The organism is Pantoea alhagi, from assembly GCF_002101395.1.
GTDB classification, from domain to species: Bacteria; Pseudomonadota; Gammaproteobacteria; order Enterobacterales; family Enterobacteriaceae; genus Mixta; species Mixta alhagi.
In genome coordinates, this window is record NZ_CP019706.1 from 1,226,018 (window position 1) to 1,245,385 (window position 19,368).

Sequence of the window (19,368 nt, forward strand, 5' to 3'; positions counted from 1 at the left end):
CTGTGCGCCGCATCACCTGCGAATCACGATAAAAACCGGCAAACCGGGAGAACACCATGGATTACCTACCGCTATTTTGTCAGCTGCGCGGCAGAACCTGTCTGCTGGTCGGCGCAGGCGATGTTGCCGCACGTAAAGCGCGGCTGCTACTGGATGCCGGCGCCCAGCTTCGGGTTTGCGCGCTCGATTTCAGTACGCCATTTTACGAGTGGCAGCAGGCTGGCGAAGTCACGCTGTTGCCCCAGCCTTTTTCCGCCGAGCTGCTGGATGAATGCTGGCTGGTTATCGCCGCAACCAGCGATGAACAGGTTAATCGGCTGGTGAGCGAGGCAGCAGAAGCGCGTCGTCTGTTTTGTAACGTTGTGGATGCCCCCGCGCAGGCCAGTGTGATTATGCCTTCAATTATCGATCGTTCTCCGCTAATGATTGCCGTTTCCTCTGGCGGGCGAGCGCCCGTGCTGGCCCGTCTGCTGCGGGAAAAGCTGGAAGCGTTGCTGCCACAGCATTTAGGCCGGTTGGCCGCGCTGGCGGGATCGCTGCGTCAGCGGGTTAAACAGCAGTATACAACCGGAGCTGAGCGCCGTCGCTTCTGGGAAAAGCTCTTTGTCAGCGATCGTCTGGCGCAATCGCTGGCAAATAATGATACAGAGCGGGCAGCTGCATTAACCGATGAACTCTTTAGTCAGCCGCTGGATAAGCGTGGCGAACTGGTGCTGGTGGGCGCCGGTCCGGGCGATGCTGGCCTGTTGACGCTGAAAGGGTTACAGCAAATCCAGCAGGCGGACATTGTGGTTTACGACCGACTGGTTTCCGATGATGTCCTGCAACTGGCGCGTCGCGATGCAGAGAAGATTTTTGTCGGTAAGCGCGCTGGTCATCACTGCGTGCCGCAGGAAGGGATCAATCAGATCCTGCTGGAGCAGGCGCGACGTGGTAAACGCGTAGTGCGGTTGAAAGGCGGCGATCCCTTTATCTTTGGGCGCGGCGGAGAAGAACTGGAGGCGTTAAAGGGCAGTAATATCCCCTTTTCCGTCGTGCCCGGAATTACCGCCGCCTCCGGCTGCTCCGCTTACAGCGGGATCCCATTAACCCATCGCGATTACGCTCACAGCGTGCGCTTTGTTACCGGCCACCGTAAGCAGGATTACCAGCCCGACTGGGCCAACCTGGCGGCAGAACAGCAAACGCTGGTGTTTTATATGGGGCTGGCACAGGCGGGTGAGATTCAGCGTCAGCTGCAGGCGCACGGCATGGCTGCATCAATGCCGGTCGCGCTGGTTGAAAACGGCACCAGCACGCGCCAACGTGTGGTAAGCGGTGAGCTGGCCCAGTTGGATACGCTGGCGACACAGGTGGTCAGCCCCAGCCTGATTATCGTTGGGCAGGTGGTTGCGCTACGCGATAGCCTGAACTGGTTCTCTTCATAGTCAAACATTCGTTCAGCTACGCTTTCTGATATGACATAAATTGTCAGCGGTCTTGCAAAGTGCCCTTTGCAAGACCCTGTTTTTTAGTGATGCCCTGCCCGCCAGTAAGATCACGCAGGCAGGGATTTTTACTTAAGGCTGAGCGACGAAGCCTACCGCTTCATAAACTTTCTTCAGCGTTTCCTGTGCGTGCGCGCGTGCTTTTGCCGCACCATCACGCATCACCTGCTCAAGGAAAGCTTCATCTTCGCGATAACGCTGGTAGCGCACCTGAAGCTCGGTCAGCATGCCGGAAACCGCCTCTGCCACCTCGCCCTTGAGATGACCATACATCTTGCCTTCAAATTCCTGCTCAAGCTGGCTGATGCTTTTGCCTGAAATGGCGGAGAGAATGTCCAGCAGGTTAGAAACACCCGCTTTGTTCTGCACGTCGTAACGCACCACCGGCGGCTCGTCGGAATCGGTAACCGCACGCTTGATCTTTTTCACTACTGCTTTCGGATCTTCCAGCAGGCCGATAACGTTATTGCGGTTATCGTCCGATTTGGACATCTTTTTCGTCGGCTCAAGCAACGACATCACGCGCGCGCCCGATTTGGGAATAAACGGCTCTGGCACCTTAAACACGTCGCCATACAGCGCATTAAAGCGCTGGGCGATATCACGGCTCAGCTCCAGATGCTGCTTCTGATCTTCGCCAACCGGCACCTGATTAGTTTGATACAGCAGAATATCCGCTGCCATCAGTACCGGATAATCAAACAGCCCGGCGTTAATGTTCTCTGCGTAGCGAGCAGATTTATCTTTGAACTGGGTCATGCGGCTCAGTTCGCCGAAATAGGTGTAACAGTTCAGCACCCAGCTCAACTGGGTATGTTCTGGCACATGTGACTGGACGAAGATCGTGCTTTTTTCGGGATCGATGCCGCAGGCAAGGTAAAGCGCCAGCGTATCCAGCGTCGCTTTACGCAGCGCGGTCGGGTCCTGACGTACGGTGATGGCGTGCAAATCGACAATACAGTAGATGCAGTGATAATCGTCCTGCATCTGTACCCACTGACGCATCGCACCCATGTAGTTACCAATGGTCAGTTCGCCGGAGGGCTGTGCGCCGCTAAATACGATGGGTTTGCTCATGCTTTTAAATCCTGATAATTACCGCCCCAATGCGGGCAAAAGGTCGTTGAAATCGTCCAGAACAAGGTTTGGTTCACTGGTCGCAATCGGCTCGCCATAGTTATAGCCGTATGACATCCCCACGCAGGGACAACCCGCCGCCTGCGCCGCCTGGATATCATTGCGTGAATCGCCAACAAACAGCAACTCCTGCGGCAGCAGACCAAACTTGCCTAACACTAAAAACAGCGGCGCCGGATGCGGCTTTTTCGCCGCCACGTCATCGCCGCCAATCACCAGCGAAAAGTAGCTTTCTATACCAAGCGCGCTTAGCAGCGGCGCAATAAAAGGCGTCGGCTTGTTGGTCACCAGCGCCAGCGGCAGCCCACTGGCGCTCAGCTTTTCCAGCGTCTGCGCCACGTGCGGGAATAGCGTCGTGCCCGTCTCCGCCGTTTCGGTATAAAACCGATCAAACAGCGCTCTGCCGTCGCGCAGTTCGTTCGCTTCGGGCTGACGATGCAGCGCCCAGCTTAGCGCTCGCTGCACCATAATATCGGCGCCGTTTCCTATCCAGGTGGTAACGCGCGGGACGCCAGCTGCAGGCAAATTTAAAGCAACCAGCGCCCGATCCACTGCCGCTGCCAGCCCCGGCACGCTATCAACCAGCGTGCCGTCAAGATCAAAGGCCAATGCGCGAATATTAGTGAAAGGCGCCATGACGACTTTTCTCCAGTTCATTACGCATATCATCAATCACTTTTTTATAGTCTGGCTGTCCAAAGATGGCCGACCCGGCAACAAACATATCCGCGCCAGCGGCAGCGATTTCGGCAATATTATCCACTTTCACGCCGCCATCAACTTCAAGCCGAATATCGTAACCGCTATCGTCAATGCGCTTACGCGCCTCGCGCAGTTTATCCAGCGTACCGGGAATGAAAGACTGACCGCCGAAGCCCGGATTGACCGACATCAACAGGATGATATCCAGCTTATCCATCACATAATCGAGATAGCTCAGCGGAGTGGCAGGATTAAAGACTAAACCGGCTTTGCAGCCATGCTCTTTAATCAGCTGCAGGCTACGGTCGATATGTTCGCTGGCTTCAGGGTGGAAGGTAATAAAGCTGGCGCCCGCTTCGGCAAACTGAGGGATCAGGCTGTCGACCGGCTTCACCATCAGATGAACATCGATCGGCGCGGTAATACCATAATCGCGCAGGGCTTTTAACACCATCGGCCCCATGGTCAGGTTGGGAACATAATGGTTATCCATAACGTCGAAATGCACCACGTCTCCTCCCGCTGCCAGGGCTTTCGCCGTGTCTTCGCCCAGACGGGCGAAGTCTGCAGAGAGGATTGAGGGGGCCAGCAAAAATTGTTTCATCCGTATCTCCCACTGTATGCGCCAGTAAAAATACTGACAGATTGCGCTGGTCGCGGACGAAACTGCCTAGCAAAAAAGGGCCAGTAGCTCGTCCACTTTAGTACGACCGCTAATGCTTCTGCTGATCGAGCGGCGCGCTTTAACCACGTGCAGCACCGCATCCTGATACCACAGCCGGGTCAGCTCGGTATCGTGGTTAGAAATCAGTACTGGAATCGCGCTTTCCTGCGCCAGTTTTACCGCCAGCTCAGCCAGATGTTGCTGCTCGCGCAGGCTAAAGCTGTTGGTATGATAGGCGGTAAAGTTCGCCGTTGTCGAAAGCGGCGCATAAGGCGGATCGCAGTAAACCACCGATCCTGCCTGCGCTTTACTCAGGGTAACATCGTACGATTCACAAACAAAAACCGCTTTTTGTGCGCGTTCGGCAAATCCGTAGAGCTCTTCTTCCGGAAAATAGGGCTTACGGTAACGCCCGAAAGGAACGTTAAACTCACCGCGCAGGTTATAGCGGCACAGACCGTTGTAACCGTGACGATTCAGATAAAGAAACAGCAGCGCCCGGCGATAAGCATCGTCGCTGGCATTAAATTCGCTGCGGTACGCGTAGTAAGCATCCGCCTCGTTGCTGCGTGGCGTAAAGAGCTGGCGTGCATCGCTGACAAACTCGACGGTGCGCCCTTTTACAATGTTATACAGACCGATCAGATCGTTATTGATATCGGCCAGCACATAGCGCGGATAATCGGTGTTAAGGAACACGGAGCCGGCGCCGACAAAAGGCTCGACTAAGCAGTCGCCTTGCGGCAAATGGCGGCGGATATCCTCCAGAAGAGGATATTTACCGCCAGCCCATTTCAGGAAAGCGCGATTTTTTTTCATGCCGTCGTTTTGGTTACTTCTGTTCATCTGGCTGTGGCTATAGCGACAGCATATCTGCGCTTATGAATCTGACTTACGACAAAAATGGCAACCAGGTTGCCATTTTAAAGCCGTTGCAACGGCTGAGATAATTCGCTGCCAGAGCGCACTATCACAGTAATATGGAGGTGAACGGCTTAGCGTCCCGCCTCTTTTTTCACCTGGCTAACCGGCTTAACCCAGGGCTTTTTCGCCTGGACTTCCGCTGGCAGCGAGGCGACAGCACGTTTAGCATCGGCTGGCGTAGCATAAGAACCACTTACCAGCACATACCACGGCTGCCCGTTGCGTGTGGTCTGATAGACATGGTAGTTACTCAGGTTCTGTTTCTTCGCCCAGGCATTCAGCGTATCTGAACGCGAGGCGCTGCTCAGCTGTAACGTATAGCTGCCGCCGGGCACACTTTGTTGCGCAGCAGGTGCAGCATGATCAGTGGCAGGCTTGCTGCTCTGCTTAGCCGCTGGCTGATGACTCTGTTTAGCTGGCGGCTGGCTGGCAACCGGCTTGCGCGTCGGCGCTGGCTTGCTGCCTGGTACGGTCGGCGCAACGTGAGCATTGCTGGTATCGACGCTGCTCCCGCTCACCGTGGCGGGCACAGTCGGCAGCGAACTGCCGTTCAACGCATCCTGGGCTGCAGAATCAATCTGCCCCTGTTGATTGGTCAACGCGCTGTTAAGATCGCCCGGCAGCTCTACGCGCTGCTGGTTTTGCGGCGTCTCAATCGGAGCAGCTTGCGTTGGCGTAGAAGAGACTGGCGGAACGGAAACCGACTGCGGCGCCTCGTTTGTTGCGCCACTGTTCACTGCAGCCTCATTACTGCCAGCCGCGCTACCGTTCTGACCGCTCATGGCTGATGAGCCAGAAAGATCGATATTCTTTTCATTGCCGCTGGAGGTAGCTGCGCCATTCTCCGTCTGAGCGGATGGCTTTTTAGAATCAGGCCCGTTTAAAGCTGAACCAATGCCAATAACCAGCAGCAAAAGGACCAGCACACCGATGCCCATCATCATACGCTGGCGCGATACCGGCGTTTTAGGTGCAGAAGACGTTTTGCGAGGCCGCGTCGGACGGCGATCGCTGGTATCAGGTTTTAACTCGTCTTCCGGTTTAAACTCATCCATTCAACCTCCCCGTCTTACGGCAAACGCCGCCAACATCCCGTTTGCGGCAGACATCACTATCAGGCCTTACGGCAATCATCAATTGCGGCAAGCACAATATCATGCGACACGCCGCTACGCACCTCGGCTTTGCCTAACGCCAGTGGCAAAACCAGACGCAGCTCTCCCGCCAGCACTTTTTTATCCCGCATCATATGCGGCAAATAGTCCTGCGCGGTCATTTCCTGCGGCCCAGTTACCGGCAGCCCGGCACGGACAAGCAACGCGATAATACGGTCAGTATCAGCAGAGCTGAACTGCCCCAGCCTTTCAGCAGTACGTGCAGCCATCACCATCCCGGCGGCTACGGCCTCGCCGTGTAGCCAGTTACCGTAGCCCATCTGCGCTTCAATCGCATGGCCATAGGTATGACCCAGATTTAACAGCGCCCGTAGTCCGGTTTCGCGTTCATCGGCGGCAACAACCTCCGCTTTCAGCTCACAGCAGCGGCGAATACAAAAGGCCAGCGCCTCCCCATCCAGCGCCATCAGCGCATCCAGGTTCTGCTCCAGCCAGTTAAAAAAGTTGCCGTCAAGGATAATGCCATATTTGATCACTTCAGCCATGCCGGATGCCAGCTCGCGAGGCGGCAGGCTACGCAGGCAGTCGAGATCGATAACCACTGAAGCAGGCTGATAGAACGCGCCTATCATATTTTTGCCCAGCGGATGATTGACGGCGGTTTTACCGCCAACGGAAGAGTCCACCTGCGATAACAGCGTGGTTGGCACCTGAATAAAGCGTACGCCGCGCTGATAGCTGGCGGCGGCGAAACCGGTCAGATCGCCAATCACACCGCCGCCCAGCGCGACCAGTGTGGTATCACGCCCGTGGGGCTTTTGCAGCAGAGCGGTAAAGACCTGATCCATTACCGCCAGAGTTTTGTACTGTTCGCCATCGGGAAGGATAACCTGATCCACTTTAACGCCCGCCGCCTCCAGCCGCTGTCGCAGCGGCGCGAGGTAAAGCGGAGCCAGCGTCTCATTGGTTACCAACATAGCCTGGTCACCTGCTTTCAGCGGCCAAAAGGCAGCCGCATCATTGAACAGACCGGCGGCGATGGTGATCGGGTAGCTGCGCTCCCCAAGGGTAACGGTGATCCTCTCCATGACGCTGTATAACCTTTTCGCTATGCCCTAAGGCGATGGATTAATTCTTTTCCAGTAAATTAATGATTTGATTAGCGACGACTTTCGCACTTTGATCATCAGTGCGGATGGTAACATCAGCGATCTCTTCATACAGGGGATTGCGTTCATCCGCCAGCGCTTCCAGCACTTCACGTGGCGGTGCATCGACCTGTAATAAAGGACGCTTTTTATCGCGCTGCGTACGCGCCAGTTGCTTCTCAATAGTGGTTTCAAGATAGACCACAACGCCACGGGCGGAGAGACGATTACGGGTTTCGCGGGATTTTACAGAGCCACCGCCGGTAGCCAGCACGATGCCCTGTTTTTCTGTGAGTTCATTAATGATTTTCTCTTCACGTTCGCGAAAACCTGCTTCGCCTTCAACGTCAAAAACCCAGCCCACATCCGCTCCGGTACGTCGCTCAATTTCCTGATCGGAATCATAAAATTCCATATTGAGTTGCTGAGCTAACTGACGACCAATAGTGCTTTTGCCGGCACCCATAGGCCCAACCAGAAAGATATTGCGTTTCTCTGCCATTTTTTCGGTATTACTAAGACAATGCGTTGATGATACCCCGTCTGCAACGGCCGAGCCGCTGGCGGGACATGAACTGAAACCTCATGAGCGATAGTGCGAGAGTCAGATGAAAAATTATCTCAACACTCAAGGTCGTTTGGCAACCGAATAAATTGCCCGGCTCAGAACGCGCAGTCTGCGCGTCACACAGTTCGCTAAGAGTCAAAACCGCCGCCCTTCAGGCAGCGTCCTGTCACGGTATCCTGGCAACAAACCATAAGTCTGTGCTGCCATAAGTCAAAATCGCTAAACCTTGTAAGCTAATTCCGCTCCTGCGTCAAACGCATATGATACCCGGTCGGGAAAAAAAACGCTGCTGGTTACTCTTCATGCACCAGGCGCGGGGTGATAAAAATTACCAGTTCCCGGCGCTTGTCATTCTGAACTTCATGGCGAAAAAGCGCACCCAGCAACGGTATATCGCCCAGGAGAGGGACTTTATCACGATTACGCGCTGATTCCTGTTGAAATATGCCGCCCAGCGTTAACGTCTGACCATCTTTCAGCGTAACCTCAGTGCTAATTTCTTGCTTATTAATAGTCAGAATTTCTCTTTCGCCGTTGTTAATGTTGCGTCCGGGCACGTTTTGACTGATGTGCAACGCCAGACGAATACGCCCGTTGGGCTGCACCGTCGGCGTCACCTCCATCCCTAAAACCGCCTCTTTAAATTCGATGCTGGTTGCGCCGTCGCTGCCGCTGGAAACTTCATAGGGTATTTCAGCGCCCTGCTTGATGCTGGCCGGTTGCTGGTGTGAGGTAATAAGATGCGGGCTGGCAATAATATCAATTTGGTTCTCCTGCTCCAGCGCGCTAAGCTCCAAATCAAGCAGCCGACCATCTACCCGCGCCAGCGTTAAGCCAGCCGCCAGCGAGGGCGAAGCCGCGGCAAGGCCGATATTGATTGTAGGGTTACGCAACGCCTGGGTGATCACCTCTTCGCCAGAGAGTTGCCAGCTGACGCCCAGCTCATGCAAATGCTCTGCGCTGATGCTAACGATATGGGCTGTCAGCTCAACCTGCTCCCGCGCCACATCCAGCGCCTGCACCCAGGTCTCAACATTTTTTAACGCCGCTGGCGTATCACGCAACAGCAGCATATTCGCACGTGCATCAAGGGTGATGCTGCCGCGCGGCGTCATTAATTTGCCGCGCTCGGCCTGCAGGCTGGCGCTGACGGCCGCGACATCCGCATGCTGCAGGGCTAATGCCAGATCCTGTAAAGGCTGCTGCTGCATTTTTTCCTGCGCTTCTTTCTGCTCCCAGCCCTGCGGGAAAACCAGCAGCACCGCATCTTCCCGCGTAATTTCCAGCCTGGCCATACGCGCCACCAGCGATAACGCCTGCTGCCAGGGGACATCCTGCAGGCGCAGCGTAATGTTGCCTTCCACGCCTGGTGCAACCAACAGATTAAACTGCTGATAATCTGCCAAAGCCTGTAAAACTTGCTCAACCGGCGCATCCTGAAAGGCCAGTGAAAGCGGCTCGTCACTGGCCTGTACCACGGTGCTCAGCAGCAGCAGCGCGACTCCGATCCTTGTCATGATATTTCCCTGTAATGTGCAACGTGACCCGCTGCGGCACGCAACTATGCGGCGCGCTAAGCGTTAAACGAAATGGGGTAAAGGCATCAATCTGCCACGCCATAAAAGGCGAAGGCTGGTCACTGGCGATTGCCACCCGCTCGCCCTGCGTTGAACGCAGCCATCCCCGATAACGGTTTCCCTTCCCCACCATGCCCTGAAGCTGCCAGCGATCTAATGACATCACTGACAAAGCACAGGGAGCCTGTAACTGAGCAAAGGGATCGCGTGCTATAGCTGGCGGCAGGCAGGCGAAAAACAGCCCACTAATCAAGAGGTGTTTCATTATCAAACGCCAGATGGAAGGTGGCGTACAGGCGATCGGCCTTACGCTGCACAATAAAAGAGGTCAGGATGGGGGCTGGTTCACAGCTCACCAGATAAGCAAACAGCCGCTTTAGCTGAGACCAGTCCAGCCAGAGCTCAAGCTGGCTGGTTCGCCGATCAGGATGCCAGTTCGCCAGTTCGCCGCCGCTCTGTTTTAGCAGGGTATAGAGGGAAAAGGGCTCTCCCTGGCGAACAATCTCTGCCAGCATCTGCTGGTTTCGCATCTCTATCTTCTGCAGCGCAGGCTGTTGCCACAGCGGCGTCATCAGCCGTTGATAGTGCAGCTGCTGTTGCTGCGTTTTATCCTGCAAACGCAGCTGCCCGGTGCGCGCTGGTGCTATCCACAAATAAACAGCCAACAGCACCATGCTGGTCAACAGACCCATCAGACTCAGCCAACGCCATTTCGCCGGCATCAGCAGCCAGCGCAGCACAATGTCACGGTTCATGACTATCGCCCTCCGCTTTTCTCGTGATTAGCGTAAAACCATATGGCCCCTCAGCGCTCTTCTTTAACGCTCCCGGCAGCCAGATCTGAAAAAAGCGCGATTTCCTGAGCCGATGATGTAACAGCTGCGTTGCCTCTGGTCGCAGGCTTAACCCATCCAGCCGTAATGTTCCCTGCTGGTGGGTTAATGAAGAAAGCCAGGCGTCATCCGGTATATCGCTCTCCAACTGCAGCATAAAGGCCTGCCACTCTGCCAGCCGTTGCTGCTTCTGCTGACGCAGCTCCGCCTGATTACGCAATGCCTGCTGCTGTTTTTGCGCGTCGTTATAACGCTGATCAAGCTGCTGTGCCTGCCGTGCCGCCTGCTGCCACAGCGTAAACTGGGCTTGCCACCGCTGCGTATTCTCTGCCAGCCCTTGCCACCAGCACAGCAGCACAGCAGCGCAATATGAACCAATACCAACAGCGCTCCGCTTAAACCCAGCCAGCGCCTTAGCTGACGTTTTCTGGCCTCCTGTCGCCAGTTCAGCAGGTTAACCGCAATCATCAGCTCTCCTCCGGGCGCAGCGCTAACCCCAGCGCCAGCGTGAACATTCCGCCATTAGCAGGCAGCGGCGGCTGCATAAACTGCAGCAGGCTTAGCGGCTGAAGAGGCTGCATTCCTGTCAGCAGTTCGCCGGAGATGTTTGTGCTGAACCAGAGGTCATGCGCGTCGGGCAGATGCTGTCGAAGCTGCTCGCTATCGGTTGATAACAGGCCGGGCACCCAGCCAGAGGCTGTTTCTTGCTCTCCCGGCAGATACCATAACCAGTGGTCGCTGAGCTGATGAATCAGCGCCGCCTCATCAGAGAGCTGCATGGCTTTGCCGACCTGCGCCAGCGCCCCACAGGTTAGTTCGACGACATCAGGGATCAGCCCGGCCAGAGCCAGCGTAGATAACCATTGCTGCAGTACGCTCTGACGCGCGGCGGTCAGATAAAGACGCGACTGCTGCTGAACGGCGACCCGATAATCCAGCGCCAGTTCGTTGACGGAAAGCGGAAAGAGCCGTTCGGCCGCCGCCGCGGCATAACGCCCCAGCTCAGGTTCGCGCAGTTGCAGTGAGGGGGCCGCCAGAGCGCGCTGCATAACCGCCTGCGGCGGAAAGCCGACGCGTAATGAGATGCTACAGGGAAGCTGTTTACGCCAGCGGCGCAAAACGGCAAGCAGCGTTGGCGAGCATTGCAGCACGCCATAAGATAACGTATCGTGCGGCAGCGCATGCTGCCACCAGTGACGCAGCTGCCAACCGTTACGGCGACGTTGAATACCTAAAGCACAGAGCTGACCATTCTGAATATCCAGCCCTACTTGCCATTTCTGAAAAGCCATGTTCGCGCGATCTCCATATCCACGTAAAAATAAAAGGACGTATCAAAGCGTCTGGCTTGCATTTATACTACCGCGCGATTGTTTATAAACTGCCCAAACGACATTAAATGGGAAATCTCAGGTGAAGTTCGTAAAGTATTTATTGATTCTTGCAGTGTGTTGCATTTTGCTGGGCGTCGGCTCGGTTTACGGGTTGTACAAATACATTGAGCCGCAGCTACCGGATGTGAACACGCTGAAGGATGTTCGTCTGCAGACGCCAATGCAGGTCTACAGCGCTGATGGCGAGCTGATCGCGCAGTATGGCGAAAAGCGCCGTATTCCTCTGACGCTGTCGCAGATGCCGCCTGAGCTGGTGAAAGCTTTTATCGCTACCGAAGATAGCCGCTTCTATGAGCATCACGGCGTCGATCCGATCGGCATCTTCCGTGCCGCCAGCGTGGCGCTGATTTCAGGTCACGCTTCTCAGGGGGCGAGTACCATCACGCAGCAGCTGGCGCGAAACTTCTTCCTCAGCCCTGAGCGCACGCTGATGCGTAAAATCAAGGAAGCGTTTCTTGCTATTCGCATCGAGCAACTGCTCAGTAAAGATGAAATTCTTGAGCTTTATCTAAATAAAATTTATCTGGGCTACCGCGCATATGGCGTTGGCGCTGCCGCTCAGGTCTATTTCGGCAAGAGCATCGATCAGCTAACGCTGAGCGAAATGGCGATGATCGCCGGGCTGCCGAAAGCGCCCTCCACGTTTAACCCGCTCTATTCTCCTGCGCGTGCTCAGGCGCGCCGTAACGTCGTGCTGTCCCGCATGCTGGATCAGAACTACATTACGCAGCAGCAGTATATTGAAGCGCGTAGCGAGCCGCTTGAAGCCAGCTATCATGTGCCGGAAATCGCTTTCTCCGCCCCTTATCTGACGGAGATGGTGCGTCAGGAGATGCTGAAGCGCTACGGCGAGAACGCCTATAGCGATGGTTTTAAGGTTTACACCACCGTGACCCGTAAGCTGCAGCTGGCGGCACAGGAAGCGGTGCGCAACAACGTGCTGGATTACGATATGCGTCACGGCTATCGTGGCCCGGCTAATGTTTTATGGCGCGTGGGTGAGTTAGCCTGGGATCATACGCGCATTCTGAAAACCCTGAAGGCGCTGCCGGTTTATGGCCCGCTGTGGCCCGCCGTTGTGACCACCGCCAACAGCAATGAAGCTACGGCGCTGATGCGTGACGGCAGCAGCGTCTCGCTGACGATGGAAGGCGTACGCTGGGCGCGTCCTTATAAGTCCGATACGTTGCAGGGCCCGACGCCGCGCAGCGTGACGCAAGTGCTGCAGCCAGGCCAACAGATCTGGGTACGCAAAGTCGAAAACAGCTGGTGGCTGGCGCAGGTGCCGGACGTTAACTCTTCGCTGATCTCTCTCGACCCGCACGATGGCGCCGTTCGCGCGCTGGTTGGCGGTTTTGATTTCAACCAGAGCAAATTTAACCGCGTAACGCAGTCGCTGCGTCAGGTCGGTTCGAATATCAAGCCTTTCCTCTACACCGCAGCCATGGATCGCGGCCTGACGCTGGCTTCGATTCTTAACGATGTGCCGATTTCGCGCTGGGACGCGGGAGCGGGCTCTGACTGGCGACCAAAAAACTCACCGGCGACCTACGATGGCCCGATCCGCCTGCGTCAGGGACTGGGACAATCGAAGAACGTTGTCATGGTTCGTGCGATGCGAGCAATGGGCGTTGATTATGCCGCAGAGTATCTGCAACGTTTCGGTTTCCCGGCGCAGAATATCGTGCATACCGAATCGCTGGCGCTGGGCGCGGCCTCCTTTACCCCGCTGCAAATGGCGCGCGGCTATGCGGTTATGGCGAACGGCGGCTTCCTGGTTGACCCTTATTTCATTAAGAAGATTGAAAATGAACATGGCGAAACGCTGTTTGAAAACCAGCCGCGCATCGCCTGCCCGGAATGCAATCTGCCAGTGATTTACGGTGAAACGAAAAAATCGGTGGCGCTGGGTGAAGAAAGCGTAGAAAACGTGGCGGTCTCTCAGGAAAATCACAATCCAGCCGTGCCGCAGCCAGTGCTGCAACAGGTAGGGGCCGGTAAGCCTGATGTCACCCAGCAGTATGCGCCGCATGTGATTAATACGCCGCTCTCCTTTTTGATTAAAAGCGCGCTGAACTCGAATATCTTTGGCGAACCGGGCTGGATGGGCACCGGCTGGCGTGCCGGCCGCGATCTGAAGCGGAAAGACATTGGCGGCAAAACCGGTACGACCAACAGTTCGAAAGATGCCTGGTTCTCTGGTTATGGTCCCGGCGTAGTGACCACTGTCTGGATTGGCTTTGACGATCATCGCCGCGACCTGGGCCGTTCGAGCGCGTCCGGCGCGATTGACGATCAGATTTCAGGTTACGAAGGCGGTGCCAAGAGTGCTCAGCCCGCGTGGGATAACTTTATGAAGGCAGCGCTGGATGGCGTGCCGGAGCAGCCGCTAACGCCTCCGCCGGGCATCGTGACTGTCACTATCGATCGTACTACCGGTAAGCTGGCTAACGGCGGCGGCAATACGCGTCAGGAGTATTTTATTGAAGGGACGCAGCCCACCGAGTATTCCGTACAAGACGTGGGGACCACGCTAATGGATAACGGCGAAGCACGCGAACTCTTTTAACAGCAAGCAGGGGCGATTTTCGCCCCTTTTACTTTTCCGCTACGATCGTCCCGCTCAGTAATCAATTCGCTGCTGCTTTGCCAGCCACTCCCGCACCAGGAACAGCGCGCTAACATTGCGAGCCTCGTTAAAGTCAGGCTCTTCTAACAGCGACATCATGTTTTCCAGCGGCCAGCGGATCACTGGCAGTGGTTCCGGCTCATCTCCTTCCAGCTTTTCAGGATAGAGCCCTTCCGCCACCACAATATTCATTTTGCTGGAAAAGTAAGAGGGAGCCATAGTGAGCTTGCTGAGCGCTTCCATCTGCTGCGCGCCAAAGCCCGCTTCTTCTTTGAGTTCGCGATTAGCCGCCTCGAATACCGTTTCGCCAGGATCAATCAAGCCTTTTGGAAAGCCCAACTCATAGGTTTCCAGCCCGACCACATACTCCTGAATCAACAACAGATGATTATCGATGATTGGCACGATCATCACCGCTTCGCGCTCTGAAGGACGCATACGTTCATAAACGCGCTGTGCGCCGTTACTGAACACCAGATCTACCGATTCAATGGTAAACAGGCGAGAGTGGGCCACAGGCTCAACGTTTAAAATTTTAGGTTTCTCTAATTTTCTTGGCATGGGGGCCCCAGATAAAGCGCGGTTGATCATCGCCTGCCTGTCATTGTCCTGAACAAAAAGCGGCAAAGAGACATTGTGCGACAGGCCTTACGGGAATCCAATCATCAGATGATTTAATTTACTTTTTTATAACAATCGTTTGCAATGTTCGGGAAAAAACTTTATGACAAAGTCAATAAGTGACAAGGAAATAGGATAATGCCGATATTCACCTTGACACTCGCCAGCTAATATTCCGGCAAGGAATTCTGTATAGTAGTTCTAATTTTATGATTTTGTGCGCTATTTTAATTATCAGGTTGGTTGCCACCACTGCCCAATCCCGCCAAAATTAGTGAACTCCCTATAACTTAGCCCGGAGCGAGCAATCACAGTGACGGCAGCAGTTTGGCTGGAATGAGCATAGCATGAGCACAATTATCATTATTCTGGGTGTAATGCTTACCTGCTCAATTATTGCAGGTATCTGTTTTTGGTACGCTATGCGGCATCGTCCGCCGTTGGCGAAACCGCTGCCGTTTATTAATCCGCCCCATCGTCTTCTGACGGGTGAAGAGCGCGATGCCGTAGAGCGCTATCTTGATATGCTGGCAAAAAAGCAGCGCGTTATTCAGCCGGGCGGCGCCAGCGCCGCGCCGGAAATGCTGACGCTTAGCTCGCAGAGCAACAAAGTTTATCCTGTTACCCGCGCCATCACCCGCTATGGACTTTCCACCGACGATCCGCAGAAATGGCGTTACTATCTTGACGCGCTTGAGGTGCATCTTCCTCCGCTGTGGGAACAGTATATCGCCGAAGAAAACTTCGTGGAGTTAATCAAAACCCACTCTATTCCGCTGGTGATCTCCCTTAACGGTCACTCGCTGGTGAACTATGCCGGTGAGCAAAGCATGCTGCCAACGGCGGTGCATCCCAGCGCTACTAATGCCTCGATCCGGCAAGAGCAGAGCGAAAACGTTGAGTTGCTTCAGGTACGTAAAGAGACGCCGGAAGAGCATTGCCTGTCACGCAGCGACGGCACCCGCGAAGCTGCGGTGATCTGCTGCGGCCTGCTGCTGTTTTTTATTAGCCTGTTAACTCCGCTGCTTCTTATGCCGTGGCTGGTCAGCGCCAGCATGGTGATGATTCTGGTTAGCCTGTGGTTTATGTATCGTCGTCCCAGCGAAAAGGATTTGCGTGAAATTCATTGCCTGCGCGGCGCGCCGAAACGCTGGGGGCTGTTTAGCGAATCCAATCAGGGACAGGTCAACAACATCTCGCTTGGGATTATCGATCTGGTTTATCCGCCGCACTGGCAGCCTTATGTTACTCACGATCTTGGCCAGACCACCGAGGTGGATATCTATCTGAACCGTCAGGTGGTACGCCAGGGGCGTTTTCTGTCGCTACAGGATGAGGTGCGCAACTTCCCTATCCAGCGCTGGAAGAAAAATATGGTGCTGGCCTGTGGCTCTCTGTTGGTGCTGGCCTTACTGATTAGCTGGGTGCCTCTGGCGATGCCGCTAAAGCTCAGCATGGCGTGGCTGACCGGCTCTGAACGCATTGAAGTTAACTCGGTGGCCGCGCTGGAGCAGGCAACGCTGCATGTGGGCGACAGCCTGAAAGTCAGCGGCACCGGGATGTGTTCCGTGCCTGCCAGCTATCAGAGCAACCGCAGTTACGCTTTTATGCCGTTCGACTGTTCAGCCATTTACTGGAATATGGCGACGCCCCTGCCGCTGCCGCAGTCGGAAATCATTGATAAAGCGTCTGCGCTGTTGAATTTGACCAATCAGCAGCTGCATCCGCAAAATAATATCGATAGCAAGCTTAACCCGCAGCTTGCTACGGCGATTGAAAAGTCAGGCATGATCCTGCTGGATGATTTTTCTGATCTGGTGCTGAAAACCCAGGAGTTATGCAGCCAGCAGCAGGACTGCGTACGACTGAAAAACGCCCTGGTTAACCTCGGTAACGCAAAGGACTGGGATACGCTGGTCAGCCGCGCCGCCTCAGGTTCGTTAGATGGCATGAACGTGCTGTTGCGTCCGGTCAGCGCTGAGGCGCTGGAAAATCTGGTGAATACCGCGACTTCAACCTTTTTTTATCGTGAAACCCATCGCGCCGCCGAGGCGCTCAATAGCCCTCCGCCTGGCGGATTTCTGATTGTCAGCGATGAGGGACGTCAGCTGGTTAGCCATCCTCAACCCACCGTTTCGCTGTTTGACTTCAACGCGCCGGATCAGTGGGACGAACTCCAGCGCCTGGCTGGCATGCTGCTGCATACGCCTTTCAGTGCCGCCGGGATCATCACCAGTATCCATACGGATGCCAACGGCACCCAGCATATCGCCCTGCACAGCGAGCCGGATATGCTGACGCTGTGGCGCTATCTGTGCACTTCGCTGCTGCTGGTTATTCTTAGCCTGAGCGTAGTGGTTAACGGTCTGCTGGCGCTGAATCGCATCCACCGCAACCGCAAACGCATCGTGGAAATTCAGCAATATTACGATAAGTGCTTTAACCATACGCTGTCGCCGATGCCGGATATGCGCCCGCTGTTCTGAGCCACTTTCAACTGTGCTACCCTGTCGCCGTTCTTTTTGGGAGGGTGGCATGGCAATCAACATTAACTGGCGCGATATTGATACCGTGCTGCTGGATATGGACGGTACGCTGCTCGATCTGGCGTTTGACAGCTATTTCTGGCTGACGCTGGTGCCTGAGAGCATCAGTCAACAGCGCGGCATCTCGCTGGAGGAAGCCAGCCAGTTAATCATGGCGAAGTATCAGGCGGTTCAGCATACGCTAAACTGGTATTGTCTGGATTACTGGAGCCGTGAACTGGATTTGGATATCCGTACCATGACCTGGGAAATGCGCAGCCGGGCGCGTTTACGCGATGATACCCTTCCCTTGCTGCAGGCGTTACGCGCCAGCGGCAAGCGCACCATTCTGCTTACCAACGCGCACCCCTGGAATCTGGAAGTAAAGCTAAAGCAAACTGGCCTTGGGCAGCACCTTGATTTATTACTTTCGACCCATACATTTGGCTTTCCGAAAGAAGATCAGCGCCTGTGGCAGGCCGTGCAGCAGCATACCGGTTTTGAAAACCAGCGAACGCTGTTTATTGATGACAGCGAGCCGGTGCTGGATGCGGCAAAGCGCTGGGGAATTGCCTGGTGTCTTGGCGTCAGCAACCCCGACTCCGGTATGCCGACCAAAACCTTCGCCCACCATCAGAGCGTGAGCGATTACCGAACGCTTCTCGGCGCGCTGGCGCTGTAGGCGCGGTAAACCGACGGGAGCAGTGATGAAAGAGAAAACCGCAGAAGGCGTCCGACTCGACAAGTGGCTGTGGGCCGCGCGCTTTTATAAAACCCGCGCGCTGGCGCGTGAAATGATCGAAGGCGGAAAGGTTCACTATAACGGCCAGCGCAGCAAACCCAGCAAACTGGTTGAGCTGAATGCCGAAGTGAAATTACGTCAGGGCAATGATGAGCGCACGGTGGTCATCTGTGCCGTTACCGATCAGCGTCGCCCCGCCGCTGAAGCACAGCTGCTGTATAGCGAAACGGCAGAAAGCGTGGAAAAGCGCGAAAAGATGGCGCAGGCGCGCAAGCTGAATGCGCTGACTATGCCGCATCCGGATCGACGGCCTGATAAAAAAGAGCGCCGCGACCTGATCAAATTCAAATTTTCTGGCGACGAATAACGCGCCGCCAATACGAGAGAAAAACTATGGCTCATCAAGACCAAATGCATCGTTACCTGTTCGAAAACCACGCGGTCCGTGGCGAACTGGTTAATCTGTCCGCGACATGGCGCGAGATTGTCGCTGGCCACGATTACCCGCAGCCGGTACAACAGCTGCTGGGCGAACTGCTGGTGGCAACCAGTCTGCTTACCGCCACGCTGAAGTTTGAAGGCGATATTACCGTGCAGCTCCAGGGCGACGGCGCGTTAACTCTGGCGGTGATTAACGGTAATAACCGTCAGGAAATGCGCGGTGTTGCGCGCGTTCAGGGTGAGATCGCCCCTGGCAGCTCGCTGAAAGAGATGGTGGGCAACGGCTATCTGGTGATCACCATTTCGCCGGAAAAAGGCGAACGCTATCAGGGCGTCGTTGGGCTGGAAGGCGATACGCTGGCAGCCTGCCTGGAAGATTACTTTATGCGTTCTGAGCAGCTGCCGACGCGTCTGTTTATCCGTACCGGCGAACATGAAGGCCAGGCGGGCGCTGCGGGTATTTTGTTGCAGGTGTTGCCGGCGCAGGATACTGATAAAGAAGATTTCAACCATCTGGCCACGTTGACGGAAACCATCAAAACCGAAGAGCTGATCGGCCTGCCGGCGAATGAGGTGCTGTGGCGTCTCTATAACCAGGAAGAGGTGACCATCTATGAACCACAGAACGTCAGCTTCAAATGTACCTGTTCGCGCGAGCGCTGCGGTGAAGTGCTGAAAACGCTGCCTCAGGAAGAAGTGGATCAAATCCTGCAGGAAGATGGCCAAATCGATATGCACTGTGACTATTGCGGCAGCCACTATATTTATGATGCGGTAGATATTGCGGCAATTCGTAATGACTCCGGTAGCGGCAGCGATCAGATTCATTAAGATATCCGGCAAATTTATAAAGGCGACGCA

General features: G+C 55.2%; 19 protein-coding genes. 6 read left to right on the plus strand and 13 right to left on the minus strand.

Translation table 11 applies throughout. The features are described 5' to 3' along the window. Window positions 1-56 precede the first annotated feature (56 nt). The gene (cysG, locus tag B1H58_RS05825; protein ID WP_085068541.1) at window positions 57-1,427 is read left to right on the plus strand and encodes a siroheme synthase CysG; all 1,371 of its coding nucleotides are present in this window, start codon (window positions 57-59) and stop codon (window positions 1,425-1,427) included. Between the two features lie 132 nt (window positions 1,428-1,559). Here cysG and trpS read toward each other — a convergent pair whose 3' ends face one another. From trpS to pilM, 12 genes are all read right to left on the minus strand, one after another. Then, the gene (gene trpS, locus B1H58_RS05830) at window positions 1,560-2,564 is read right to left on the minus strand and encodes a tryptophan--tRNA ligase (RefSeq protein ID WP_085068543.1); all 1,005 of its coding nucleotides are present in this window, start codon (window positions 2,562-2,564) and stop codon (window positions 1,560-1,562) included. 18 nt (window positions 2,565-2,582) lie between these two features. Beyond that, the gene (locus B1H58_RS05835; protein WP_085068545.1) at window positions 2,583-3,260 is read right to left on the minus strand and encodes a phosphoglycolate phosphatase; all 678 of its coding nucleotides are present in this window, start codon (window positions 3,258-3,260) and stop codon (window positions 2,583-2,585) included. Next, window positions 3,244-3,930 carry a ribulose-phosphate 3-epimerase gene (gene rpe / locus B1H58_RS05840; protein WP_085068547.1) on the minus strand — a complete coding sequence of 229 codons (687 nt, stop codon included), beginning with the start codon at window positions 3,928-3,930 and terminating at the stop codon, window positions 3,244-3,246. The genes B1H58_RS05835 and rpe overlap by 17 nt, the downstream gene beginning before the upstream one ends. Before the next feature lie 66 nt (window positions 3,931-3,996). Then, window positions 3,997-4,809 (minus strand): adenine-specific DNA-methyltransferase, encoded by an 813-nt coding sequence (dam, locus tag B1H58_RS05845; RefSeq protein WP_085068549.1) that lies wholly within the window; start codon window positions 4,807-4,809, stop codon window positions 3,997-3,999. A 176-nt stretch (window positions 4,810-4,985) separates the two neighbouring features. Further along, the gene (locus tag B1H58_RS05850) at window positions 4,986-5,969 is read right to left on the minus strand and encodes an SPOR domain-containing protein (RefSeq protein WP_085068551.1); all 984 of its coding nucleotides are present in this window, start codon (window positions 5,967-5,969) and stop codon (window positions 4,986-4,988) included. Window positions 5,970-6,028: 59 nt separating this feature from the next. Continuing rightward, window positions 6,029-7,117, minus strand: a complete 1,089-nt coding sequence (gene aroB, locus B1H58_RS05855) for a 3-dehydroquinate synthase (protein ID WP_085068553.1) — start codon at window positions 7,115-7,117, stop codon at window positions 6,029-6,031. Between the two features lie 40 nt (window positions 7,118-7,157). Continuing rightward, on the minus strand, window positions 7,158-7,679 hold the full coding sequence (gene aroK / locus B1H58_RS05860; protein WP_085068555.1) for a shikimate kinase AroK: 522 nt from the start codon (window positions 7,677-7,679) through the stop codon (window positions 7,158-7,160). A 359-nt stretch (window positions 7,680-8,038) separates the two neighbouring features. Continuing rightward, window positions 8,039-9,262 (minus strand): DNA uptake porin HofQ, encoded by a 1,224-nt coding sequence (hofQ, locus tag B1H58_RS05865; RefSeq protein ID WP_085068557.1) that lies wholly within the window; start codon window positions 9,260-9,262, stop codon window positions 8,039-8,041. Beyond that, the gene (locus B1H58_RS05870; RefSeq protein ID WP_085068559.1) at window positions 9,207-9,587 is read right to left on the minus strand and encodes a HofP DNA utilization family protein; all 381 of its coding nucleotides are present in this window, start codon (window positions 9,585-9,587) and stop codon (window positions 9,207-9,209) included. Before B1H58_RS05870 ends, hofQ begins: the two co-directional genes overlap by 56 nt. Continuing rightward, window positions 9,568-10,077: a HofO family protein gene (locus B1H58_RS05875; RefSeq protein ID WP_085068561.1), complete on the minus strand. Its 510-nt coding sequence runs from the start codon at window positions 10,075-10,077 to the stop codon at window positions 9,568-9,570. The genes B1H58_RS05870 and B1H58_RS05875 overlap by 20 nt, the downstream gene beginning before the upstream one ends. After that, a complete protein-coding gene (locus B1H58_RS05880; RefSeq protein ID WP_085068563.1) occupies window positions 10,067-10,513 on the minus strand; it encodes a PilN domain-containing protein in 447 nt (148 codons plus the stop codon). Before B1H58_RS05880 ends, B1H58_RS05875 begins: the two co-directional genes overlap by 11 nt. A gap of 109 nt (window positions 10,514-10,622) precedes the next feature. Then, window positions 10,623-11,447, minus strand: a complete 825-nt coding sequence (pilM, locus tag B1H58_RS05885) for a pilus assembly protein PilM (protein ID WP_085068565.1) — start codon at window positions 11,445-11,447, stop codon at window positions 10,623-10,625. Between the two features lie 121 nt (window positions 11,448-11,568). Here pilM and mrcA point away from each other — a divergent pair, with 121 nt between their 5' ends. Then, window positions 11,569-14,118: a peptidoglycan glycosyltransferase/peptidoglycan DD-transpeptidase MrcA gene (gene mrcA / locus B1H58_RS05890; protein ID WP_085068567.1), complete on the plus strand. Its 2,550-nt coding sequence runs from the start codon at window positions 11,569-11,571 to the stop codon at window positions 14,116-14,118. Window positions 14,119-14,172: 54 nt separating this feature from the next. On the opposite strand, the gene nudE is transcribed toward mrcA, so the two are convergent. Further along, window positions 14,173-14,739, minus strand: coding sequence for an ADP compounds hydrolase NudE (nudE, locus tag B1H58_RS05895; protein WP_085072238.1), 567 nt, complete (start codon window positions 14,737-14,739; stop codon window positions 14,173-14,175). Between the two features lie 407 nt (window positions 14,740-15,146). Here nudE and B1H58_RS05900 point away from each other — a divergent pair, with 407 nt between their 5' ends. The 4 genes from B1H58_RS05900 to hslO are packed head-to-tail and all read left to right on the plus strand — an operon-like array spanning window position 15,147 to window position 19,338. Continuing rightward, window positions 15,147-17,285, plus strand: a complete 2,139-nt coding sequence (locus B1H58_RS05900) for an intracellular growth attenuator family protein (RefSeq protein ID WP_085068569.1) — start codon at window positions 15,147-15,149, stop codon at window positions 17,283-17,285. 49 nt (window positions 17,286-17,334) lie between these two features. Beyond that, on the plus strand, window positions 17,335-18,006 hold the full coding sequence (gene yrfG, locus B1H58_RS05905; RefSeq protein WP_085068571.1) for a GMP/IMP nucleotidase: 672 nt from the start codon (window positions 17,335-17,337) through the stop codon (window positions 18,004-18,006). A gap of 25 nt (window positions 18,007-18,031) precedes the next feature. Next, window positions 18,032-18,433: a ribosome-associated heat shock protein Hsp15 gene (gene hslR, locus B1H58_RS05910; protein ID WP_085068573.1), complete on the plus strand. Its 402-nt coding sequence runs from the start codon at window positions 18,032-18,034 to the stop codon at window positions 18,431-18,433. 26 nt (window positions 18,434-18,459) lie between these two features. Continuing rightward, window positions 18,460-19,338, plus strand: coding sequence for an Hsp33 family molecular chaperone HslO (hslO, locus tag B1H58_RS05915; RefSeq protein WP_085068575.1), 879 nt, complete (start codon window positions 18,460-18,462; stop codon window positions 19,336-19,338). Window positions 19,339-19,368 lie beyond the last annotated feature (30 nt).